Source organism: Pseudomonas sp. CM27 (assembly GCF_013179515.1).
Classification (GTDB): domain Bacteria; phylum Pseudomonadota; class Gammaproteobacteria; order Pseudomonadales; family Pseudomonadaceae; genus Aquipseudomonas.
On record NZ_JABMCN010000105.1, the window covers coordinates 1 to 18,582 of the forward strand.

Here is an 18,582-nt window from a genome sequence, read left to right on the forward strand (position 1 = left end):
AATTGGCTCATTGCTAGGCGCCGGCGTAGCTTGGCTAGCCGGCGATTTCCAGGCGGCATGGCTTGGACTTTATGGCTTCAACGCCGCGCTGGCGGCACTGGCATTCAGTCGGCAAGGAGAGCGGCCGTGGGTGACACTGCTGGCGATCGTCATGGCGATCGTTATTCAACGAACTGCGTCCAACCTCGACCTGCCGCTGCTGACTGCTCCATTCGTCGTCGCCAGCTGGGTCATGGGCGCCGTCCTGGTTCAAATGAAACCAGGCAGATCGCATCAAGACTTGACCCAACGCATGTGAAGGCCACTTAGTTCGATGATGTACTTCTAGTGCGCTGCATTAGAACGGAAAGATCATTACCATAGTCGTTGCTCTGGACATTCAGGCTGAGATCGGCAATTCCGACGGCTCGGGTTTTCCCCACTTTAGGCGATATGGCCTCGAGAAGAGTATCGACGTCAAACTTGAATTTTCTAAAACCAGCGTTCAGAAGGCCTTCGACTGTGCTTGGAGGAGCTTTGCTTGCCGGAATAAACAAATCGTCACGCCGATAAAAAACCTCGTCGCTCAAGAAGGAGTCAAATACCCTAGTTCTGGAGAGCTTTTCCCCCTTGATCTTAGTCCCAAACCCCATGAACTCATACCTTTCAAATTGTTCGCCTTTAAGTTTGTATACCGTCCTTTTCTTACCAAAATTCTCTATATCAATCAGTGGTCTAAGAAAATCGCGAAGGGGTTCCTTCGGTAGATTGAATTTATTCAACCGCTTGGTAAGAAGCGTTCTGCCACGTCCCGAAGGATCGTGAAAATTTACGGGATCGCCAGAGCAGTATGCGTAGGCGTTGACTCCGCCCGCACCAAAGGGGCTTAGGCTGTCGGAGCTCAGGAACCGCATGATTGCCGGGCGATACACCCTGTGCCCGTTGCCCATCAGATATCCCTGCACTGCGGGATCAAACCACTGCCCGACAAACCGCAGCCCGCCGCCGGCCCGCTGCTTGGGAAGCTGCCCATAGGGTGGAAAAGACCACTCCTCACGACGAACGCGCTGATCGGCGACGGTACTACCGAGGCCATCATCCTGCAGCAGAAGGGTTTCGCCGGCGCACGGGGGTGAAGCAGGTAATCCAGACATTCTGTTCGCTCCATTTTCAAGCAGACTGAGGCTCAATGATGGCCGCTGCCCTTGCAGCGGAAAACTGGCATTTCTAACAGTTCCCTAGCTCTGCGCCGGCTTGTGCATCTCACCCGCGCACCTTAGTGTTGATCATCAACGTCAAGTATCAGGTACCTCATGTCCTCGCAATCTTTGCGCGAACGCCTCTACGTCATCGTCTTCCAGACCGACACCGTAGCCGGCCGGCGCTTCGACAAGATCCTCCTGCTGATCATCCTGGCCAGCCTGGTCACGGTAATCCTCGACAGCATCGACGAGGTTCACCAAGGCTACGCCGGCCTGCTGGCCGCCATCGAGTGGGGCTTTACCGCGATCTTCCTGGCCGAGTACATCACCCGCCTGTACTGCTCGCCCAAGCCCCTGCGCTATGCCTTCAGCTTCTACGGCCTGGTCGACCTGCTGGCGATCGTGCCGGGGGTCATCGCGCTGTACTACAGCGACGCTCAGTACCTGCTGATCATCCGGGTGATCCGGATGCTGCGGATCTTCCGCGTGCTCAAGCTCAGCCCGTACCTCAAGCAGGCCAACTACCTGATGGAGGCGCTGCGCGGCAGCAAGCAGAAGATCATCGTGTTCCTGGTCAGCGTATCGACCCTGGTGACGGTGTTCGGCACCTTGATGTATGTGATCGAGGGGCCGGAGCATGGCTTCACCAGCATCCCCAAAGGGATCTACTGGGCCATCGTTACCCTGACGACGGTAGGCTTTGGCGACATCGTGCCGAAAACGCCACTCGGGCAGGTGCTGTCGTCGCTGGTGATGATTACCGGTTATTCGATTATTGCCGTGCCGACCGGGATCTTCACCGCAGAGCTGGCCAATGCAATGCGCGGCGAGCAGTTGCAGCATGATTGCCCGACCTGCCACAAGAAAACCCATGAGCATGGGGCGGCGTTCTGTTCCCGGTGCGGGAATGGGTTGTTTCCCAAACAGTGATGTTGCCTGATCTGGCCCTATCGCCGGCAAGCCAGCTCCCACAAGTGCACTACAGCTATCAAGCCTTGTGCAGTACCTGTGGGAGCTGGCTTGCCGGCGATGGGGCCGGTATAGGCAGCGGAATAACCAAAGTCATTTTTGTTCTTTAACCCGCGCAAACCCACCCGCTATAGTCGCTGGCAATCTGCCCCAAAAACCTTCAAGAACAAGGAAGCAACGTGAAAAAACTCTTCACCGCCTCGCTGCTCGCCGCAGGCCTGGCGCTGGGCAACATCGCCCAGGCCGCCCCGACCCTGCTGAACGTTTCCTACGACGTGATGCGCGACTTCTACAAGGACTACAACCCGGCCTTCCAGAAGCACTGGGAAGCCGAGCACAACGAGAAGGTCAACCTGCAGATGTCCTTCGGCGGCTCTAGCAAGCAGGCGCGTGCGGTGATCGATGGTCTGCCGGCCGATGTCATCACCATGAACATGGCCACCGACATCAATGCTCTGGCCGACAACGGCAAGCTGGTGCCGGACAACTGGGTGACCCGCCTGCCGAACAACAGCGCGCCATTCACCTCGGCCACCGTGTTCATCGTGCGCAAGGGCAACCCCAAGGCGCTGAAGGACTGGCCCGACCTGCTCAAGGACGGTGTGCAGGTGATCGTGCCCAACCCGAAGACCTCGGGTAACGGCCGCTACACCTACCTGTCGGCCTGGGGCTATGTGCTCAAGCAAGGCGGTGACGAGAACAAGGCCAAGGAATTTGTCGGCAAGCTGTTCAAGCAGGCACCCGTGCTGGACACCGGCGGCCGTGCGGCCACCACCACCTTCATGACCAACCAGATTGGTGACGTGCTGGTGACCTTCGAGAACGAAGCCGAGATGATCGCCCGTGAGTTTGGCCGGGATCAGTTCGAAGTGGTCTACCCGAGCGTGTCGGCCGAAGCCGAGCCGCCGGTGAGTGTGGTCGACAAGGTGGTGGCGAAGAAAGGCACCCAGGCCGTAGCCGAGGAATACCTGAAGTACCTGTGGTCGCCAGAGGCCCAGGAAATCGCCGCCAACAACTACCTGCGCCCGCGCGACGCGACGGTACTGGCCAAGTACACCGACCGTTTCCCGAAAGTCGATTTCCTGTCGGTGGAGAAGACCTTTGGTGACTGGCGCACCGTGCAGAAGACCCACTTCAACGATGGTGGGGTGTTTGACCAGATCTACACCAATAATCAGTAATTGATGCAGGCAAGTCGGCACTATCGCCGGCAAGCCAGCTCCCACAAGTACTGCACAGGTCTTGCATACTGTGCAGTCCCTGTGGGGGCTGGCTTGCCGGCGACAGGGCCGGTGCAGGCAATATCAGATCTGACGGAATACCAAGGCTTTGAGCCCACCCGCCGGGTCAACATCCGGAAATTCCGGCGGGTTTTCCAGGCGCTCGACAAATGCCAGTGTCGGCGCCTGCTCCGCCATCCCCTCTATCAGGAATTCCGGCCCGATCCCCGGGTCGTTCACGCACGCCAGCACTGTCCCACCCTCGTTCAGCAGCTCTGGCAAGCGCCGCAAAATCTTCGCGTAGTCCTGAGTCAGCACGAAACTGCCGCGCTGGAACGTCGGCGGGTCGATGATGATCAGGTCATACGGCCCATACTTGCGCACCTTGCCCCATGACTTGAACAGCTCGTGCCCCAAGTACGCCACCCGCGAGGCATCGTGACCATTGAGCCGATGGTTGTCCCGTCCACGAGCCAGCGCCGACTTGGCCATGTCCAGGTTCACCACCTGTTCGGCGCCACCGGCAATCGCGGCCACCGAGAAGCCACAGGTGTAGGCGAACAGGTTCAGCACGCGCTTGCCTGCAGCCTGCTCGCGCACCCAGCGCCGGCCATGACGCATGTCGAGGAACAGGCCGTTGTTCTGCCGCACGCCCAGGTCCAGCAGGTAGGTCAGGCCGTCCTCGACCACCTCGCGTTGCTGGCATGGCTCGCCCAGCAGCCACTGGCCCGGGCTGTCGGGCAGGTAGCGGTGCTGGATGATGATGGCTTGACCAGTCCACAGTGGTTGCTCGGCCAGGCTGTGCAGCATGGCTTCCAGTTCGGCCAGCTGGCCTTCGGGCGGCTCGCGGAACAGCGCGACCGACAACACCCCTTGCAGCCAGTCGACGGTGACCTGCTCAAGGCCCGGCCAGCAGCGGCCGCGGCCGTGGAACAGGCGGCGGGTTTCCTGCGGGGCAGGGTCGAGGGCGGCGAGCAGGTGTTGCTCCAGAGTCTGGATGGGCGAGGTCATGGTGGGTCGCAGGCTGGCAAAAAGCGGCATTCTACCCCCTGAGGGCGCTTTGCGCCCTATCGCCGGCAAGCCAGCTCCCACAGGTTCCGCGTAAACGTCAACGCCTGCGCATTCGCCGGAGCAGTGCAATAGCCAGTTCCCACAGTTACTGCGCAAGCCTCAAGAGCGGTGCAGTACTGTGGGAGCTGGCTTGCCGGCGATAGGGCGCGAAGCGGCCTCAATGGCCCTTGACCACTAACACCTTGGGCCTGAACCACCAGCCCTGCTGCATCCCCGCCGCGGCCAGCAGGATCAACCCCACCCCCAGCCACTGCAGCGGCGCCAGGCGATGCCCGAACGCCACCCAGTCGACCAGAATCGCCGCAATCGGGTAGATGAACGACAGCGCGCCGGTCAACGCCGTGGGCAGGCGCTGGATCGCGCTGTACAACAGCACATACATCAAGCCGGTGTGCACCATGCCCAGGGTCAGCAGGCTGGTCAGCGCCGGCACTTCAACCGGCAGCCCGCCGAGCTTGACCCACGGCGCCAGCAACAGCACGCCTGTAGTCACCTGGATCAAGGCGATCAGATGCGGGGGTGTGCCACTGAGGCGCTTGATGATCAACGCCGCAATTGCGTACAGGAACGCCGCCCCCAAGGCCAGTGCGATGCCCAGCAGGTAGTCCTCGCCGCCCCCCTGCCCCGTGCCATGGGCGCTGACGATGGCCAGCATGCCGAGGAACGCCACGCTCAGCCAGGTGAGCTTGGCCAAGGTGATCTTCTCGCCTAGAAACAGCGCCGCCAGGCCTACCAGTATGAACGGCTGCACGTTGTACACCGCCGTGCCGATAGCGATGGACGCTCGCGAGTACGAGGCAAACAACAGCAGCCAGTTACCGACGATGGCCATGCCACTGACAATTGCCAACAGGAACACCGTGCGGCTGATCACACCTGGCCGCAGAAAACCGAACGCAGCGCAAATCACCAGCAACGTCACCGCGCCGAACACACAACGCCAGAACACTACGTCCAGCACCGGCTGACCCGATACCAGCACGAACCAGCCTATGGTCCCCGAAATCAGCATGGCGGCGACCATTTCCAGCGAACCACGGCGCAACGAACTGTCCATCCCACACCTCCCATTGACGATGGCAACAGTATGCGAAGGTTACTGGCGGGCCTTCCAGCGGAAAACCAAGGCAGATTGGAAAAATGACCTTTACTATCAAGGCGAATTACATAGTTTACCTAACGAGGCGAAAATGACGGATGACATCGACCAGACCCTGATCAATGCCTTGATGGAGGACTCGCGCCGCTCGCTCAAAGCCTTGGGCCAGGTCAGCGGGTTGTCCGCGCCCAGCGTCAGCGAGCGCCTGCGCCGCCTGGAAGAGCGCGGCGTGCTGCGCGGCTACACCGTGGAGGTGGACCCGCACGCGTTTGGTTACCAGTTGCAGGCGATCGTGCGCATTCGCCCTTTGCCGGGGCAGTTGCACGAGGTGGAGCGGCAGATCATTGCCATCCCCGAGTTCACCGAATGCGACAAGGTTACCGGCGAGGACTGCTTCATCGCCCGGCTGCACGTGCGCTCGATGGAGCAGCTGGACACCTTGCTCGACCGTATCAATGTACTGGCCGATACCAATACCGCGATCGTCAAGAAGAGCCCGGTCAAGCGGCGGTTACCGCCAATGAATTGATGTCAGCGGTGCCCCGAAAAGGCCCGCACTGGAAAAGCTGCCTATTTTTTGTACACAAGAATGTCACCTTAGGTGCCATTTTTGTGTGCACTTTTTAGGTAACGCCCCAATACGTTACACCGTACTCACAACTAATTTTGACCAAATGATCAACTAATTATGCCTCTTGAAATTTAAACCTGTTCATTTGGTCAACTTATAACTTCGTCATTTCATCAACTTATCTTTCAACTAGATAGATTCAAAATGATGGCCACCTGAAGTGTGCTTTTCCCTTGGCATGGAACTGGCTTTTGTGTGTTCGTGTTTTGTATACAAACCGACCAAAACATAAATACACAAGAACTCGCGACGCCGCCCCAACAGCGGCCGCCGCGCCCAGAACCCTGTGATGCCAACGCTGCACCGACGAGATGGCGAGCCCGTGCGCATGCCCGCTCATCGCAGTCACGTGCATCAGGAGCCCGCCGGAATGAGCAACAGCCTCGACCTTGCCCCTGAACTATCCGTCGCCAGCACCCACCCCGCTTCCACCCTCGCCGGCAACCCGCCGGAACTTGCCCTGAGCCCGCGCCTGCATAACCGCGACCTTGCCCCGACGCGCATCGAAGGCAGGCGCTGGGGGCGCTACAGCATCTTCGCTTTGTGGACAAACGATGTGCACAACATCGCCAACTATTCGTTCGCCATGGGCTTGTTCGCCCTCGGCCTGGGTGGCTGGCAGATTCTACTGTCGCTGGGCATTGGTGCGGCGCTGGTGTACTTCTTCATGAACCTGTCGGGCTACATGGGGCAGAAGACCGGCGTGCCGTTCCCGGTCATCAGCCGCATCGCCTTCGGCATCCACGGCGCGCAGATCCCGGCGCTGATCCGCGCGGTCATTGCCATTGCCTGGTTCGGTATCCAGACCTACCTGGCGTCAGTGGTGCTGCGCGTGTTGCTGACGGCCGTGTGGCCGCAACTGGCCGCCTACGATCATGACAGCATTCTCGGCCTGTCGAGCCTGGGCTGGGTTTGCTTCGTTGCGATCTGGCTGGTGCAGCTGGGGATCCTGGCCTACGGCATGGAGATGGTGCGCCGCTACGAGGCCTTCGCCGGCCCGGTAATCCTGATGACGGTCGCCTCCCTGGCGGTGTTCATGTACATCAAGGCTGACGCGCATATCGCCTGGTCGGTGGCCGCACCACTGACCGGCGTTGATATGTGGCGCAACATCTTCGCCGGCGGCGCGCTGTGGCTGGCAATCTACGGCACCCTGGTGCTGAACTTCTGTGACTTCGCCCGCAGCTCGCCGTGCCGCAAGACCATCCGCGTCGGCAACTTCTGGGGGCTGCCGGTGAACATCCTGGTGTTCGCCATGATCACCGTGGTGCTGTGCGGCGCGCAGTTCCAGATCAATGGCCAGATCATCGACAGCCCGACGCAGATCGTCGCCGCCATCCCCAGCACGCCATTGCTGGTGCTCGGCTGCCTGGCCTTCCTGATCGTCACCGTGGCGGTGAACATCATGGCCAACTTCGTCGCCCCGGCCTTCGTGCTCAGCAACCTGGCGCCACGCCACCTGAACTTCAAGCGCGCCGGGCTGATCAGCGCCACCCTCGCCGTGCTGATCCTGCCCTGGAACCTCTACAACAGCCCGCTGGTGATCGTCTACTTCCTGTCCGGCCTGGGCGCCCTGCTCGGCCCGCTGTACGGGGTGATCATGGCCGACTACTGGTTGCTGCGCAAAGGCTGCATCAACGTGCCGCAGCTGTACAGCGAAGACCCGGCCGGCGCCTACCACTACACCAAGGGCATCAACCTGCGCGCGGTGGCCGCCTTCCTGCCGGCCGCGCTACTGGCCATCGTCCTGGCCCTGGTGCCCAACTTCCACAGCGTGGCGCCGTTCTCCTGGCTGATCGGGGCCGGCATCGCCGCCGCCGTGTACCTGCTGATCGCGCCACGCCACCGCCAATACTTTGATGTCAGCGGCGAATGCATTGCCGTCGACCACAGCAGCCACTGACCGGGGAAAACCGAACATGCGTATCCTGATCGCCAACGTCAACACCACCGAAGCCATCACCGAAGCCATTGCAGAGCAGGCCCGGGCCGTGGCCTTGCCCGGTACCGAAATCGTCGGCCTCACCCCCTGGTTCGGCGCCGAATCGGTGGAAGGCAACTTCGAAAGCTACCTGGCCGCCATCGCCGTAATGGACCGGGTGCTGGCCTACGAGGGCCCTTACGACGCCGTGATCCAGGCCGGTTACGGCGAGCATGGCCGTGAAGGCCTGCAGGAACTGCTGAATGTACCGGTGGTTGACATCACCGATGCCGCCGCCAGCACCGCGATGTACCTGGGCCACGCCTACTCGGTGGTGACCACCCTGGACCGCACCGTGCCGCTGATCGAGGACCGGCTGAAGCTGTCCGGCCTGTATGACCGCTGCGCGTCGGTAAGGGCCAGTGGGCTGGCGGTGCTGGAACTGGAGGCCGACCCGCAACGGGCGGTGGAGGCGATTGTCGAGCAGGCCGAACGCGCTGTGCGTGAGGACAAGGCCGAGGTGATCTGCCTGGGGTGCGGCGGCATGGCCGGGCTTGATGAACAGATCCGCCAGCGCACTGGCGTGCCGGTGGTGGATGGTGTGAGCGCGGCGGTGACCATTGCCGAATCGCTGGTGCGCATGGGGCTGAGCACTTCCAAGGTGCGCACCTATGCCACGCCGCGGGCGAAGAAGGTGGTGGGTTGGCCGATGCGCTTCGGTCGCTAGCCTTCTGTTTACCCGTACCGGCCCTGTCGCCGGCAAGCCAGCTTCCACAGGGACTGCGCAAGGTTTGAGGCCTGCGGTACCTGTGGGAGCTGGCTTGCCGGCGACAGGGCCGGTCCTGCTAATCCATCATCCTGGCCAACCGCTGCGCACTGCCACAGGCCAGGGTGAATCCCAAGGCCCCATGCCCCAGGTTCAGCCACACATTGCGATACAGCGTGCCGCCAATCATCGGCACGCCGGTCGGTGTCGCCGGTCGCATCCCTGCCCATTCCACCGCCTGGCCATAATCTGCAGCCTTGGGCAGCGTCTCCAGCGCCAACCGCCGCATGCTCTGCAGCCTGCGTTTTTCTACCGACTCGTCGAAGCCGACAATGTCCACCATCGCCGCCACTCGCAGTTGCTGCCCCAGACGGGCATAGACAATCTTGCGTTCATAGTCGGTCAGGCTCAGCTCCGGCGCCTGGTGCCCGGCACTGATCGGTGCGGTCAGGCTGTACCCCTTCAACGGGTAGACCGGCAGCTTCATGCCTGGCAAAGCCAAAGCTGTGCCGCGATGCCCGGCACACAGCACCACCTGTTCGACGTCCAGCCGGTCGAGCCCCAGCTGCAGCGCCACCACCCGGTCCTGGTGCCGCACCAGTTGCGTTACCGGCTGGCCGAGCAGCAGACGACACTCGCCCGAAGCGCGCAGCAGCGCCGCCAGTCGCTGACAGAACAGGTGGCAGTCGCCGACTTCTTCATCGGGTGTAAATACGCCGCCTACGAACGGCGCGCCATCTAGTGCAGGTTCCAACACGCGCAGCTCGGCTGTACTCAGCACACGCTGGCTGGCCGGGTCCAGCAGCTGATCGCGGCCATGGGTGAAAGCGCGCTCGCTGCGAAAGACCACCAGCTTGCCGTTTCGTCGCCAGGCAAAATCGCCGAAGTCCTGGCTTTCGCGCCATTGCGCCAGAACAGCCTGGCTGTGCAGCGCAAGGTCCAGCAACTGCGCGGCATTGCGGCGATTGACGCTGCGCCGGCAGGCCAGGGTAAACGCCAACAGCCAGCGCCACTGCGCCGGGTCCATGCGCAAGCGCAAGCGTAGCGGCGACTCGCCCTGCAACAGCCAGCCCAGCGCCTGCCATGGCACGCCGGCGTCGGCCAGCGGTGCCACATAGCGATAGGACAATTGCCCGCCGTTGGCGAAGCTGGTGGCCGACGCCAGGCTGTCGCGGGCTTCGATCAGGTCGACCGAATGCCCCTCGCGGACCAGGGCGTAGGCCGTCGCCAGGCCAATCACGCCACCGCCAATTACCGCCACACGCTGTTTCATCGCTCATCCCTGTTCCGGCACCATGGCCGAACAGTACCAGCGGATCAGCTCGGGCAGCTATGCGCGCCGTCGTTCAGGCCCTGGCGCACGTTGCGGCTGAGCAGGCTGGCCTTGCCGTCATGCCAGGTCAGGGTCAGTACGTAGAGGGTGTCGAAGTCGTCGCCGCTCCAGTCCTCGGTGATCACCCGCTCTTCACCGAGGGCCTTGCCGGCCACGCTATTGATCAGCTCCGGGAGGTAACCGTGGGACCAGGCGGTGTACACCGTCGCGTTGCGGTATTTGTCGCTCAGCAGCTCATCGGCCAGTTCGTCGGTATCGTTGGCGCCGTAGTCGATGTTCACCGGCAGGCCCAGGCGGATGGCGCTGGGGGTGATGGTCATCAACGGGCGAATGTAGCTGTAGGTTTGCTCCTGGCTGCCTTCCTCGACATGCCGTGAAGGGTTGGCAGCGAACACATAGTCGGCCTTGCCGAAGCGCTCGGGCAACAGCGTGGCCAGATCCAGCGCACGGTTGAGGCCTTGGCAGTTCAACTGGCCCAGCCCCTCGCCCGGCTTTTCGGCATGGCGCAGGAACACCAGGGTCTGGGTGCCATCGACCGGTTGTGCCCGGCTTTCGATTGCCTCCATCGCCAACGGTACGGCGACGGCTGCAAGCACCAGGCTCAGCAGCAAGGGGCGACGACGGCGGAAGAATGTAGGCAACTTCATCAAGGCAGGCTCGTGTGGCAAAGAAAATCGGGTATACCCGCCACATCGCCCCGCTTGCGGTATCACCGGGCGCCATTAGTAGTGAATGCCATCCTTGGCAACGAGTGAGGGTCAGAGTGCCCTGAACCCGTTTGGTTCCTCCCTGGAGGTGGATGCCGTTCCCTGGGCAAGGCTTAGATTAAGGGAACGGTGTTGCTGAATTGTGTACGGTGCCAGAACCTGGGTAATAGGTCGGTGCCCGTATGCAGGGCCCTCATCAATCATCCCGCGTCAGCACTTCCAGCAATTCGATCTCGAAGGTCAGGTCCGAATTCGGCGGGATTGCCGCCATGCTGCGCTCGCCATAGCCCAGCTGGGCCGGCACCAACAGTTTGCGCTTGCCGCCGACCCGCATTCCAATGATTCCCTGGTCCCAACCCTTGATCACCCGGCCTGTGCCGATCACGCACTGGAACGGCTTGCCGCGCGACCAGGACGAATCGAACTCGCTGCCGTCGGCCAGCCAGCCGGTGTACTGGGTGGTGATCAGGGCGCCTTTGACGGCGGCTTTGCCTTCACCCTCGACCAGGTCGATGATCTGCAGTTCTTGGCTCACGGGGACACTCCAACGCTGGAAAACAAAGCCGCCCTTTTCTCAGGAATGCACCGGTTTGGCAAGTGTGTGCGGGGTCAGGCAAAAGATAGATGCACGGTGGCATTCTCTGGAGGCATGGCTGGGCGCGGAGGCGAGCCAGCCGTAGGGAGCGCATCAGGGCTGACAAGTGCACCGACCTGAATCAGCTGCTCTGCTCAAACACCTGCTGCCCGGTCATTTCCCTGGTCTGGTTGGCAAAACAGTACCAGGCAGGTTTCTCTTCAACGAAGATCTGCATATTGAAATCCCAGTCCTGGTCGCCGTCGAGCAGGCCGACCGGGACGGCATGGAAGTCGTTGGCCTTGAGCCGGTAGTAGAGATGTGTGCCGCATTGGCCGCAAAAAGCGCGTTGAGCCCAGTCGGACGAATCGTAGACGCTGGGCGCACGCCCTTCGATCAGCGGGGGTTTGCTGCAATCGACCACCAGCAGCGGGCCGCCGGTCCACTTGCGGCACATGCTGCAGTGGCAGGCGCTGATGTGGGTATTGTCGACGGTGACGGTAAGCCGGGTAGCGCCGCACAGGCAGGTGCCGTGTTTTTCCAGGGCCATGGCTGGCTCCTTGAGCGGAAGATGGGCCTGCAAGTATAGATGCGCGCTCTTGCAGGAGCGGCCTTGTGTCGCGATGGGCTGCGAAGCGGCCCTAGGATTCAAGCGGACACGTTGGATCCTGGGGCCGCTTCGCAGCCCATCGCGACGCAAGGCCGCTCCTACAAGGGGCAATATCGGTCGGTCAGATGAACACAGTGCCGCGCAGGTACAGCGCCGCACGCCCACTGATTATCACCCGGCCATTGCCCGGCACTTCACACAGCAGCTGCCCTTTGCGCACACCGCCCTGCTCGCAGGTCAACACGTGCTTGCCCAAACGTTCGGCCCAGACCGGCGCCAGCGAGGTATGCGCCGAACCTGTCACCGGGTCTTCATTGACGCCAACCCGCGGGCCAAACCAGCGCGTGACGAAATCAAAGCCACGGCCTGCGGCGGTCACGGCGATGCCGCGCACATCGAACGCCGACAGCGCAACGAAGTCCGGCTTCAGCGTATCGAGCAACAGGGCGTCATCGATCACCACCACATAATCGTCGCTGTGGTACAGCGCCTGCGCCTGGCTAAGGCCCAACGCCTGGAGCAGCCCGGCCGGTACGTCCACAGCCACCGGTTGCTTGGCCGGGAAGTCCATGGCCAGCAGCCCGTCAGCGCCCCGGCTGACGCGTAGCTCGCCGCTGCGGGTATTGAAGCGCAGCACCTGGGCATGCTCGCCCAGTTGTTCGAACAGCACATAGGCCGAGGCCAAGGTGGCGTGGCCGCACAGGTCGACTTCCACGGTGGGCGTGAACCAGCGCAGGTCGAAGGTTCCCCCATTACGTACGAAGTAAGCCGTTTCCGACAGGTTATTCTCTTCGGCAATGCGCTGCAGCACGTCGTCCGGCAGCCAGCTCTGCAGCGGGATCACTGCAGCCGGGTTGCCACCGAAGGGTTCGGCGGAAAAGGCATCGACCTGGAAGATTTCGAGTTGCATGCACACACTCCTTGTTACCTGGGCGCTGCCAGGCGGATATCTGGGAAAAGGTTACAGGCGCACTGGGGTCAACACGGGTTCGCCGGCGAAGAACGCCTGCAGGTTGCGCAGCACCCGATTGACCGTAGCGCGCGCCGCTTCCGGTGACTGGCCGGCTACGTGGGGTGTGAGCACGGAGTACCCCAGCACCTTGACCGAGCGCGCCGCGAGTCAGTACGGCATCGATTTCGTCGGCATGCCGCTGGATGGCGTCGGCAGGTGTTTCGGCACTTTTGCGGGCAAGCCCGCTCTACTGGCCGAAAGCGCGCCCCAGCCCACCCGGCACACCACTGCTGTCGGTGTCCTGCCAAGGTCCGTTCGGGCTCAGCGACCAGCTCCAGCCATTATCGAATCGGTAGTAGGTGCGCTGGCGGTAGAAGGTATTGGGTTGCTTCTCGAGTACGTAGACACCCAGCTTCGGGTCCCAGTGGCTGGCCCCGCCAGGCGGTGGCGCAAAGCTGGCGGAGGTCCGTGGCATCGGCTTGGGAATCGCCGCTGGCTTGCTCGGCTGGGTGGACGGTTTCCCACCCGGCAGCGGCTTCACCACCGGCCCCTGCGGCGGCACCCGCTCGATCGGTGGCGCGGGCTGCTCGTACGGCTGATGCACCGTACACGCAGACAAACCCAGGGCCAGGGTGATCAGGGTCAGGCGGACGGTGCTGTGCATGGCAGTGCTCTCTTACTTGTCAGGGCTGTCGATGGTCAGGTGCTGGGTGGCCTGGCTGGCGCTGGGCATTGGCGCGCCATGGCCAATCCACTCGCCATGGGTAGGCTGGCCAGCCCGTGACACACGTGCAACCAGTTGGACTTCGCTGAAGTCGGACAGTTTCATCTGCGGCATCATCGCATCGGCATCAGACAACTCCACCTCGATCGGCAACTGCGCCACCGTCACCCGCTTGGCCGCCAGCGGCATCGGTGGGCCATTGCTGGCGCGGGCAAAGATGAACACCGTGTCCTCCGGTTTGACCTTGTCCTGCAACGCGGCAGCCAGTTCTACCCGCACCTTCAAACGGGCCGTTGCTACTGCCGCCGCGGGCTCTGCGGCCTGCGCTGGCGAGCCGCCCAAGCGCTCGGCGGCGCGATCAATGCCGCCCTGCAGGGCCGCACGTGAGGTATCGCCTTCCGGCAACTGCGCCAGCAGGCGCTTCCAGTAGTCGATGGCTTCCTGATAGCGCTCGCCTTCGAACGCGGCAATACCGCGCAGGCCCAGGCTGGTCACTTCGTTGGCGTCGGCCTGCAATGCTTCGTCAGTCAAGGCCTGGAGTTGCGGACTCCATTGCTTGTCGGCGGCAAAGTACAAGGCCTGGGCCCACTGCCCGAGCAGCTCTGGCTGACGACCGGCAAGGGCCACGGCACGCTCGAAGGTACGCGCGGCATCAGCGGGGCGCTGATCGGCCATATAGGCGCGGCCGAGGAAGTAAAGGGCCTCGGCCGAATCCGGCTGGGCCTTGACCACGCGCTCCAGGCGGGTAGTCATTTCTTCCATCGACTTGGGTGCCTGGGCAAACTCCTGGGTCAGGGCCACCTTGTCGGCCGCACCAAAATGCAGGTACAGCCCCAGCGCCATCAGCGGCACCAGTACGGCCGCAAGCAACGGCAAGGCCTTGCCAAGATGGCCCTGACGGGGTGCCTCGGCGCCTTCGGTATCGGCCAGCAGCTCTCGGGCAGCCTCGTCGCGGCCCTTGGCCAGCTGCGCCTCGTCGAGCACTCCGGCGGCCTGCTGGGTAGCCAGTTCGGCGATGCGCTCCTGGTACAGGGCCACGTTCAGGGCGGTGCGGTCTTCTTCTGCCTGCCGACGACGGCCACGCAGGATCGGGATCAGCAGGAAGCTGAGGGCAGCGAGCAGCAGCAGGCCCGCGCTAAGCCAGAATTCAATCATGGGTCTGTTCTTTATCCAGCAGTTTGGCGAGACGCTCGCGTTCTTCGGCAGACAACTCATTACCGCCCGGTGCGGCCGTACTGCGGCGGCGGCGCACGATCAGCGCCAGCACCACGAAACCACCCGTCAGCAATATTCCCGGGCCAAACCACAGCAGCCAGGTGCGGCCACTGAGCGCCGGCTTGTAGCGCACGAAATCGCCGTAGCGGTCGACCATGAAGTCGACGATCTGCTGGTTGTTCTTGCCTTCACCGAGCATGCGAAAGATTTCCCGGCGCAGGTCGGCGGCAATCGGCGCGTTGGAATCGGCGATGTCCTGATTCTGGCACTTGGGGCAGCGCAGTTCCTTGGTCAGCTGCTGATAGCGCTCGCGCTCGGCATCATCGCGAAACTGATAGGTGTCGATGGCTGCCTTGGCCACACTCGCTACGCCCAGGCCCAGCACAACGGCTGCCAGCCAGCGCTTCATGGCTTGGCCTCGTCGACCAGGCCCTGATACAGCGGCGCCAGCTGCTCACGCCACACGGTGGCATCGACGATGCCCACGTGCTTGTAGCGGATCACACCCTTGGCATCGATCAGGAAGGTTTCCGGCGCGCCATACACGCCAAGGTCCAGGCCCAGGCTGCCCTGCTCGTCACGGATATCCAGCTGGTAGGGGTTGTGGAATTCGGCCAGCCACTTCTGCGCGGCGGCGTTGTCGTCCTTGTAGTTGACCCCGTGAATCACCACGCCCTGCCGGGCCAGCTGGTTCAGGTAAGGGTGCTCGACCTTGCACGACGGGCACCAGGTGGCCCAGACGTTGACCAGCGCCGGGCGGCCGTGCAGATCGACCTGGGTCAGCGTGCGGTCACCCTGGGTCGAGGCCAGGGAAAACGCGGGGAATGGCTTGCCGATCATTGCCGAAGGCAGCTCGTCGGGCTTGAGGAACAGCCCCTTGTACAGGAACACCACCACCAGCAGGAACACCACCAGTGGGACTACCATGATCCAACGCTTCATGCAGCTGCTCCAGACACGCCCAGGGCCTCACGCACCCGGGTCTTGACCTTGACGCGGTAGCGCCGGTCGAGGGCCGCCAGCAACCCACCCAGGCCAGTCAGCAGACCGCCCAGCCAGATCCAGCGGACATAAGGCTTGATGTGCACGCGCACGGCCCAGGCGCCGTTTTCCAGTGGCTCGCCGAGGGCAACGTACAGGTCACGGGTAAAGCCGGCGTCGATGCCGGCCTCGGTCATCATCGACTGCTGCACGGTGTACAGGCGCTTCTCCGGGTGCAACGTGGTGACCTCACGGCCATCGCGGCTGACCACCACGGTGCCCCTGTCGGAGATGAAGTTCGGCCCTTCGAAATGCCTGGCACCCTGGAACAGGAACTGGTAACCGCCCAGCTCCACGCTTTCGCCCGGCGCCATGCGCAGGTCGCGTTCGGCGCTGTTGTTGCTCGACAGCACCACGCCCAGCGCGCACACCGCCAGGCCCAGGTGCGCCAGTTGCATGCCCCAGTAGCTGCGACCCAGGCCTGGCAAGCCCTTGATCAGGCCTTTGTGGCGGGTCTTGTCGAAGATGTCACGGAGCCCGCCGAGCACCACCCAGGCGGCCAGGGCGAAGGCGGTCAGGGTCGGCCAGTCGAAGTCGTCGACGATGAAGCCGGCAGCCGGGGCGAGGATGGCGCTGCCGATCAGCACCGGGGTCATCATGCTGACCAGCCATTTGCCCGGGGTGTCCTTCCAGCGCACCAGCACGCCCACGCTCATCACCACCATCAGCAAGGCCATCAGCGGCAGGAACAAGGCATCGAAGTACGGCGGGCCGACCGACAGCTTGGCCCCGGTAAGCGCATCGAGCACCAGCGGGTACAGCGTACCGAGCAGAATCATCGAGGCCGCCACCACCAGTACCAGGTTGTTGGCCAGCAGCAACGTCTCACGTGACCACAGGGTGAAGCCGACCTGGCTCTTGACCACGGGCGCACGCAGGGCGAACAGGGTGAGCGAACCACCGACCACGAACAACAGGAAGATCAGGATGAAAATGCCGCGCGACGGGTCGGCAGCAAATGCGTGCACCGAGGTGAGCACGCCGGAACGCACCAGAAAAGTCCCCAGCAGGCTCAGCGAGAACGCGGCAATGGCCAGCAGCACGGTCCAGCTCTTGAACACACCGCGTTTTTCGGTCACTGCCAGCGAGTGGATCAGCGCCGTGCCCACCAGCCAGGGCATGAACGAGGCGTTTTCCACCGGGTCCCAGAACCACCAGCCCCCCCAGCCAAGCTCGTAATAAGCCCACCAGGAGCCCAGGGTGATACCCACCCCGAGGAAGGCCCAGGCGACAATGGTCCAGGGCCGCGACCAGCGCGCCCAGGCTGCGTCCAGACGACCGCCGAGCAAGGCGGCGATGGCGAAGGCGAAGGCCACCGAGAAGCCCACATAGCCCATGTACAGCATCGGCGGGTGGACGATCAGGCCGAAATCCTGCAGCAGCGGGTTAAGGTCACGGCCATCGGTCGGCACCTGCGGCAGCAGCCGCTGGAACGGGTTGGAGGTGATGATCAGGAAGCTCAGGAAGCCCACGCTGATCATGCCCATTACCGCCAGCACTCGGGCCAGCATCACCTGCGGCAACTGCCGCGAGAACACCGACACGGCGAACGTCCAGCCGCCGAGGATCAGCGCCCACAGCAGCAGCGAACCTTCGTGGGCACCCCATACGGCACTGAACTTGTAGTACCAGGGCAAGGCGCTGTTGGAGTTGCTGGCTACATAGGCAACCGAGAAATTGTCGGTCATGAAGGCATGGGTCAGGCAGGCGAAGGCAAAGGCCAGGAAGGCAAACTGCCCCCAGGCCGCCGGCCGCGCCAGGCTCATCCACAGGCTGTCGCCACGCCAGGCGCCGAGCAGCGGCACGCTCGCCTGCACGATGGCAAAGCAGATGGCCAGGATCATTGCCAGCTGGCCGAGTTCGGGGATCACCAGTGCAGCGTTCATGGCTTGGCCTCCGCGCCGGCGGCGGCCTGGCCGCTTTCCTTCAAGGCCTTGGTGACCTCGGGTGGCATGTACTTCTCGTCGTGCTTGGCCAGCACCTCATCGGCCACGACCACGCCTTCGGCGTTGACCTTGCCGAGGGCAACAATACCCTGCCCTTCGCGGAACAGGTCGGGCAGGATGCCGCGGTAGGTGATGGGCACCGACTTGTTGAAATCGGTGACCACGAAGCGCACGTCCAGCGAGTCGGCCGAGCGCTGCACCGAGCCCTTCTCGACCATGCCGCCGGCGCGGATGCGCGTATCCTGCGGCGCTTCGCCGTTGGCGATCTGGGTGGGTGTGTAGAACAGGTTGATGTTCTGCTGCAATGCGCTCAAGGCAAAGCCGACGGCAACCCCGACGCCGACCAGCAGGCCGACGATGAGCAACAGGCGTTTCTTGCGCTGCGGATTCACTGGTTGTTCTCCCGGCGCAAACGGCGCGCCTCTTCTTGCAGGTAACGACGGCGGGCCAACAGGGGTGCGGCGACATTCAGCGCCAGCACTGCCAGGCAAATGCCATAGGCCGACCACACGTACAGGCCATGGTGGCCCATGGCGAGAAAGTCACCGAAGGTGGCAAAACTCATTGTGCCGCCCTCCGCCCCAGGCTGTTCAACACTTCGTCCTTGACCCAGCTGGCCCGC

The 18,582-nt window shown here is 62.8% G+C and carries 21 protein-coding genes and 1 pseudogene; 6 read left to right on the forward strand and 16 right to left on the reverse strand.

Features of this window, described 5'->3' with window-relative positions; genetic code table 11:
• Positions 1-298, forward strand: a 298-nt coding sequence (locus HP547_RS14700) for an urea transporter (protein ID WP_172286677.1), incomplete at its 5' end; no start/stop codon positions are given.
• A 7-nt stretch (positions 299-305) separates the two neighbouring features.
• Here the strand turns inward: HP547_RS14700 and HP547_RS14705 are convergent.
• Positions 306-1,133, reverse strand: a complete 828-nt coding sequence (locus tag HP547_RS14705) for an RHS repeat-associated core domain-containing protein (RefSeq protein ID WP_172286678.1) — start codon at positions 1,131-1,133, stop codon at positions 306-308.
• A 159-nt stretch (positions 1,134-1,292) separates the two neighbouring features.
• Here HP547_RS14705 and HP547_RS14710 point away from each other — a divergent pair, with 159 nt between their 5' ends.
• Together HP547_RS14710 and HP547_RS14715 are read left to right on the forward strand one after the other, a co-directional pair.
• Positions 1,293-2,111 carry an ion transporter gene (locus HP547_RS14710; RefSeq protein ID WP_172229286.1) on the forward strand — a complete coding sequence of 273 codons (819 nt, stop codon included), beginning with the start codon at positions 1,293-1,295 and terminating at the stop codon, positions 2,109-2,111.
• Positions 2,112-2,329: 218 nt separating this feature from the next.
• Positions 2,330-3,331, forward strand: coding sequence for a sulfate ABC transporter substrate-binding protein (locus tag HP547_RS14715; RefSeq protein ID WP_172229288.1), 1,002 nt, complete (start codon positions 2,330-2,332; stop codon positions 3,329-3,331).
• Positions 3,332-3,454: 123 nt separating this feature from the next.
• Here HP547_RS14715 and HP547_RS14720 read toward each other — a convergent pair whose 3' ends face one another.
• Entirely contained in the window at positions 3,455-4,381 is a 927-nt protein-coding gene (locus HP547_RS14720) for a class I SAM-dependent methyltransferase (protein ID WP_372242895.1), read from the reverse strand.
• Positions 4,382-4,598: 217 nt separating this feature from the next.
• The gene (locus tag HP547_RS14725; RefSeq protein WP_172229292.1) at positions 4,599-5,498 is read right to left on the reverse strand and encodes a DMT family transporter; all 900 of its coding nucleotides are present in this window, start codon (positions 5,496-5,498) and stop codon (positions 4,599-4,601) included.
• A gap of 133 nt (positions 5,499-5,631) precedes the next feature.
• Between HP547_RS14725 and HP547_RS14730 the strand changes: the two genes are divergently transcribed.
• From HP547_RS14730 to HP547_RS14740, 3 genes are all read left to right on the forward strand, one after another.
• Positions 5,632-6,069, forward strand: coding sequence for an Lrp/AsnC family transcriptional regulator (locus tag HP547_RS14730; RefSeq protein ID WP_172229294.1), 438 nt, complete (start codon positions 5,632-5,634; stop codon positions 6,067-6,069).
• A gap of 472 nt (positions 6,070-6,541) precedes the next feature.
• Complete coding sequence (locus tag HP547_RS14735) at positions 6,542-8,074, forward strand: NCS1 family nucleobase:cation symporter-1 (protein ID WP_172286680.1); 1,533 nt, start codon at positions 6,542-6,544, stop codon at positions 8,072-8,074.
• Positions 8,075-8,090: 16 nt separating this feature from the next.
• A complete protein-coding gene (locus HP547_RS14740; RefSeq protein ID WP_172286681.1) occupies positions 8,091-8,819 on the forward strand; it encodes an aspartate/glutamate racemase family protein in 729 nt (242 codons plus the stop codon).
• A gap of 118 nt (positions 8,820-8,937) precedes the next feature.
• On the opposite strand, the gene HP547_RS14745 is transcribed toward HP547_RS14740, so the two are convergent.
• From HP547_RS14745 to ccmD, 13 genes and pseudogenes are all read right to left on the reverse strand, one after another.
• Entirely contained in the window at positions 8,938-10,131 is a 1,194-nt protein-coding gene (locus HP547_RS14745; protein ID WP_172286682.1) for a D-amino acid dehydrogenase, read from the reverse strand.
• A 44-nt stretch (positions 10,132-10,175) separates the two neighbouring features.
• Positions 10,176-10,838, reverse strand: coding sequence for a histidine phosphatase family protein (locus HP547_RS14750; protein ID WP_172228636.1), 663 nt, complete (start codon positions 10,836-10,838; stop codon positions 10,176-10,178).
• Between the two features lie 256 nt (positions 10,839-11,094).
• Positions 11,095-11,433, reverse strand: coding sequence for an FKBP-type peptidyl-prolyl cis-trans isomerase (locus tag HP547_RS14755; RefSeq protein ID WP_172228638.1), 339 nt, complete (start codon positions 11,431-11,433; stop codon positions 11,095-11,097).
• A 181-nt stretch (positions 11,434-11,614) separates the two neighbouring features.
• Complete coding sequence (locus HP547_RS14760) at positions 11,615-12,022, reverse strand: GFA family protein (protein WP_172286683.1); 408 nt, start codon at positions 12,020-12,022, stop codon at positions 11,615-11,617.
• Positions 12,023-12,203: 181 nt separating this feature from the next.
• Complete coding sequence (locus HP547_RS14765) at positions 12,204-12,992, reverse strand: PhzF family phenazine biosynthesis protein (RefSeq protein WP_172286684.1); 789 nt, start codon at positions 12,990-12,992, stop codon at positions 12,204-12,206.
• A 51-nt stretch (positions 12,993-13,043) separates the two neighbouring features.
• A pseudogene (locus HP547_RS14770) lies at positions 13,044-13,178 on the reverse strand (2-hydroxyacid dehydrogenase); the annotation flags it as partial.
• Positions 13,179-13,281: 103 nt separating this feature from the next.
• Entirely contained in the window at positions 13,282-13,698 is a 417-nt protein-coding gene (locus tag HP547_RS14775) for a hypothetical protein (RefSeq protein WP_172286685.1), read from the reverse strand.
• Positions 13,699-13,710: 12 nt separating this feature from the next.
• Entirely contained in the window at positions 13,711-14,913 is a 1,203-nt protein-coding gene (gene ccmI / locus HP547_RS14780) for a c-type cytochrome biogenesis protein CcmI (RefSeq protein WP_172286686.1), read from the reverse strand.
• On the reverse strand, positions 14,906-15,382 hold the full coding sequence (locus HP547_RS14785; protein ID WP_172228648.1) for a cytochrome c-type biogenesis protein: 477 nt from the start codon (positions 15,380-15,382) through the stop codon (positions 14,906-14,908). Before HP547_RS14785 ends, ccmI begins: the two co-directional genes overlap by 8 nt.
• Entirely contained in the window at positions 15,379-15,915 is a 537-nt protein-coding gene (locus tag HP547_RS14790) for a DsbE family thiol:disulfide interchange protein (RefSeq protein WP_172228650.1), read from the reverse strand. The genes HP547_RS14785 and HP547_RS14790 overlap by 4 nt, the downstream gene beginning before the upstream one ends.
• On the reverse strand, positions 15,912-17,885 hold the full coding sequence (locus tag HP547_RS14795) for a heme lyase CcmF/NrfE family subunit (RefSeq protein WP_172286687.1): 1,974 nt from the start codon (positions 17,883-17,885) through the stop codon (positions 15,912-15,914). The genes HP547_RS14790 and HP547_RS14795 overlap by 4 nt, the downstream gene beginning before the upstream one ends.
• An 11-nt stretch (positions 17,886-17,896) precedes the next feature.
• Positions 17,897-18,352: a cytochrome c maturation protein CcmE gene (gene ccmE, locus HP547_RS14800; protein WP_172230176.1), complete on the reverse strand. Its 456-nt coding sequence runs from the start codon at positions 18,350-18,352 to the stop codon at positions 17,897-17,899.
• The gene (gene ccmD, locus HP547_RS14805; RefSeq protein ID WP_012273475.1) at positions 18,349-18,525 is read right to left on the reverse strand and encodes a heme exporter protein CcmD; all 177 of its coding nucleotides are present in this window, start codon (positions 18,523-18,525) and stop codon (positions 18,349-18,351) included. The genes ccmE and ccmD overlap by 4 nt, the downstream gene beginning before the upstream one ends.
• Positions 18,526-18,582: the final 57 nt, after the last annotated feature.

Coding starts and splice junctions, on each gene's coding strand:
- HP547_RS14705 (WP_172286678.1), bottom strand. CDS start 1,133: ATGTCTGGATTACCTGCTTCACCCCCGTGCGCCGGCGAAACCCTTCTG.
- HP547_RS14710 (WP_172229286.1), top strand. CDS start 1,293: ATGTCCTCGCAATCTTTGCGCGAACGCCTCTACGTCATCGTCTTCCAG.
- HP547_RS14720 (WP_372242895.1), bottom strand. CDS start 4,381: ATGACCTCGCCCATCCAGACTCTGGAGCAACACCTGCTCGCCGCCCTC.
- HP547_RS14725 (WP_172229292.1), bottom strand. CDS start 5,498: ATGGACAGTTCGTTGCGCCGTGGTTCGCTGGAAATGGTCGCCGCCATG.
- HP547_RS14730 (WP_172229294.1), top strand. CDS start 5,632: ATGACGGATGACATCGACCAGACCCTGATCAATGCCTTGATGGAGGAC.
- HP547_RS14735 (WP_172286680.1), top strand. CDS start 6,542: ATGAGCAACAGCCTCGACCTTGCCCCTGAACTATCCGTCGCCAGCACC.
- HP547_RS14740 (WP_172286681.1), top strand. CDS start 8,091: ATGCGTATCCTGATCGCCAACGTCAACACCACCGAAGCCATCACCGAA.
- HP547_RS14745 (WP_172286682.1), bottom strand. CDS start 10,131: ATGAAACAGCGTGTGGCGGTAATTGGCGGTGGCGTGATTGGCCTGGCG.
- HP547_RS14750 (WP_172228636.1), bottom strand. CDS start 10,838: ATGAAGTTGCCTACATTCTTCCGCCGTCGTCGCCCCTTGCTGCTGAGC.
- HP547_RS14760 (WP_172286683.1), bottom strand. CDS start 12,022: ATGGCCCTGGAAAAACACGGCACCTGCCTGTGCGGCGCTACCCGGCTT.
- HP547_RS14765 (WP_172286684.1), bottom strand. CDS start 12,992: ATGCAACTCGAAATCTTCCAGGTCGATGCCTTTTCCGCCGAACCCTTC.
- HP547_RS14775 (WP_172286685.1), bottom strand. CDS start 13,698: ATGCACAGCACCGTCCGCCTGACCCTGATCACCCTGGCCCTGGGTTTG.
- ccmI (WP_172286686.1), bottom strand. CDS start 14,913: ATGATTGAATTCTGGCTTAGCGCGGGCCTGCTGCTGCTCGCTGCCCTC.
- HP547_RS14785 (WP_172228648.1), bottom strand. CDS start 15,382: ATGAAGCGCTGGCTGGCAGCCGTTGTGCTGGGCCTGGGCGTAGCGAGT.
- HP547_RS14790 (WP_172228650.1), bottom strand. CDS start 15,915: ATGAAGCGTTGGATCATGGTAGTCCCACTGGTGGTGTTCCTGCTGGTG.
- ccmD (WP_012273475.1), bottom strand. CDS start 18,525: ATGAGTTTTGCCACCTTCGGTGACTTTCTCGCCATGGGCCACCATGGC.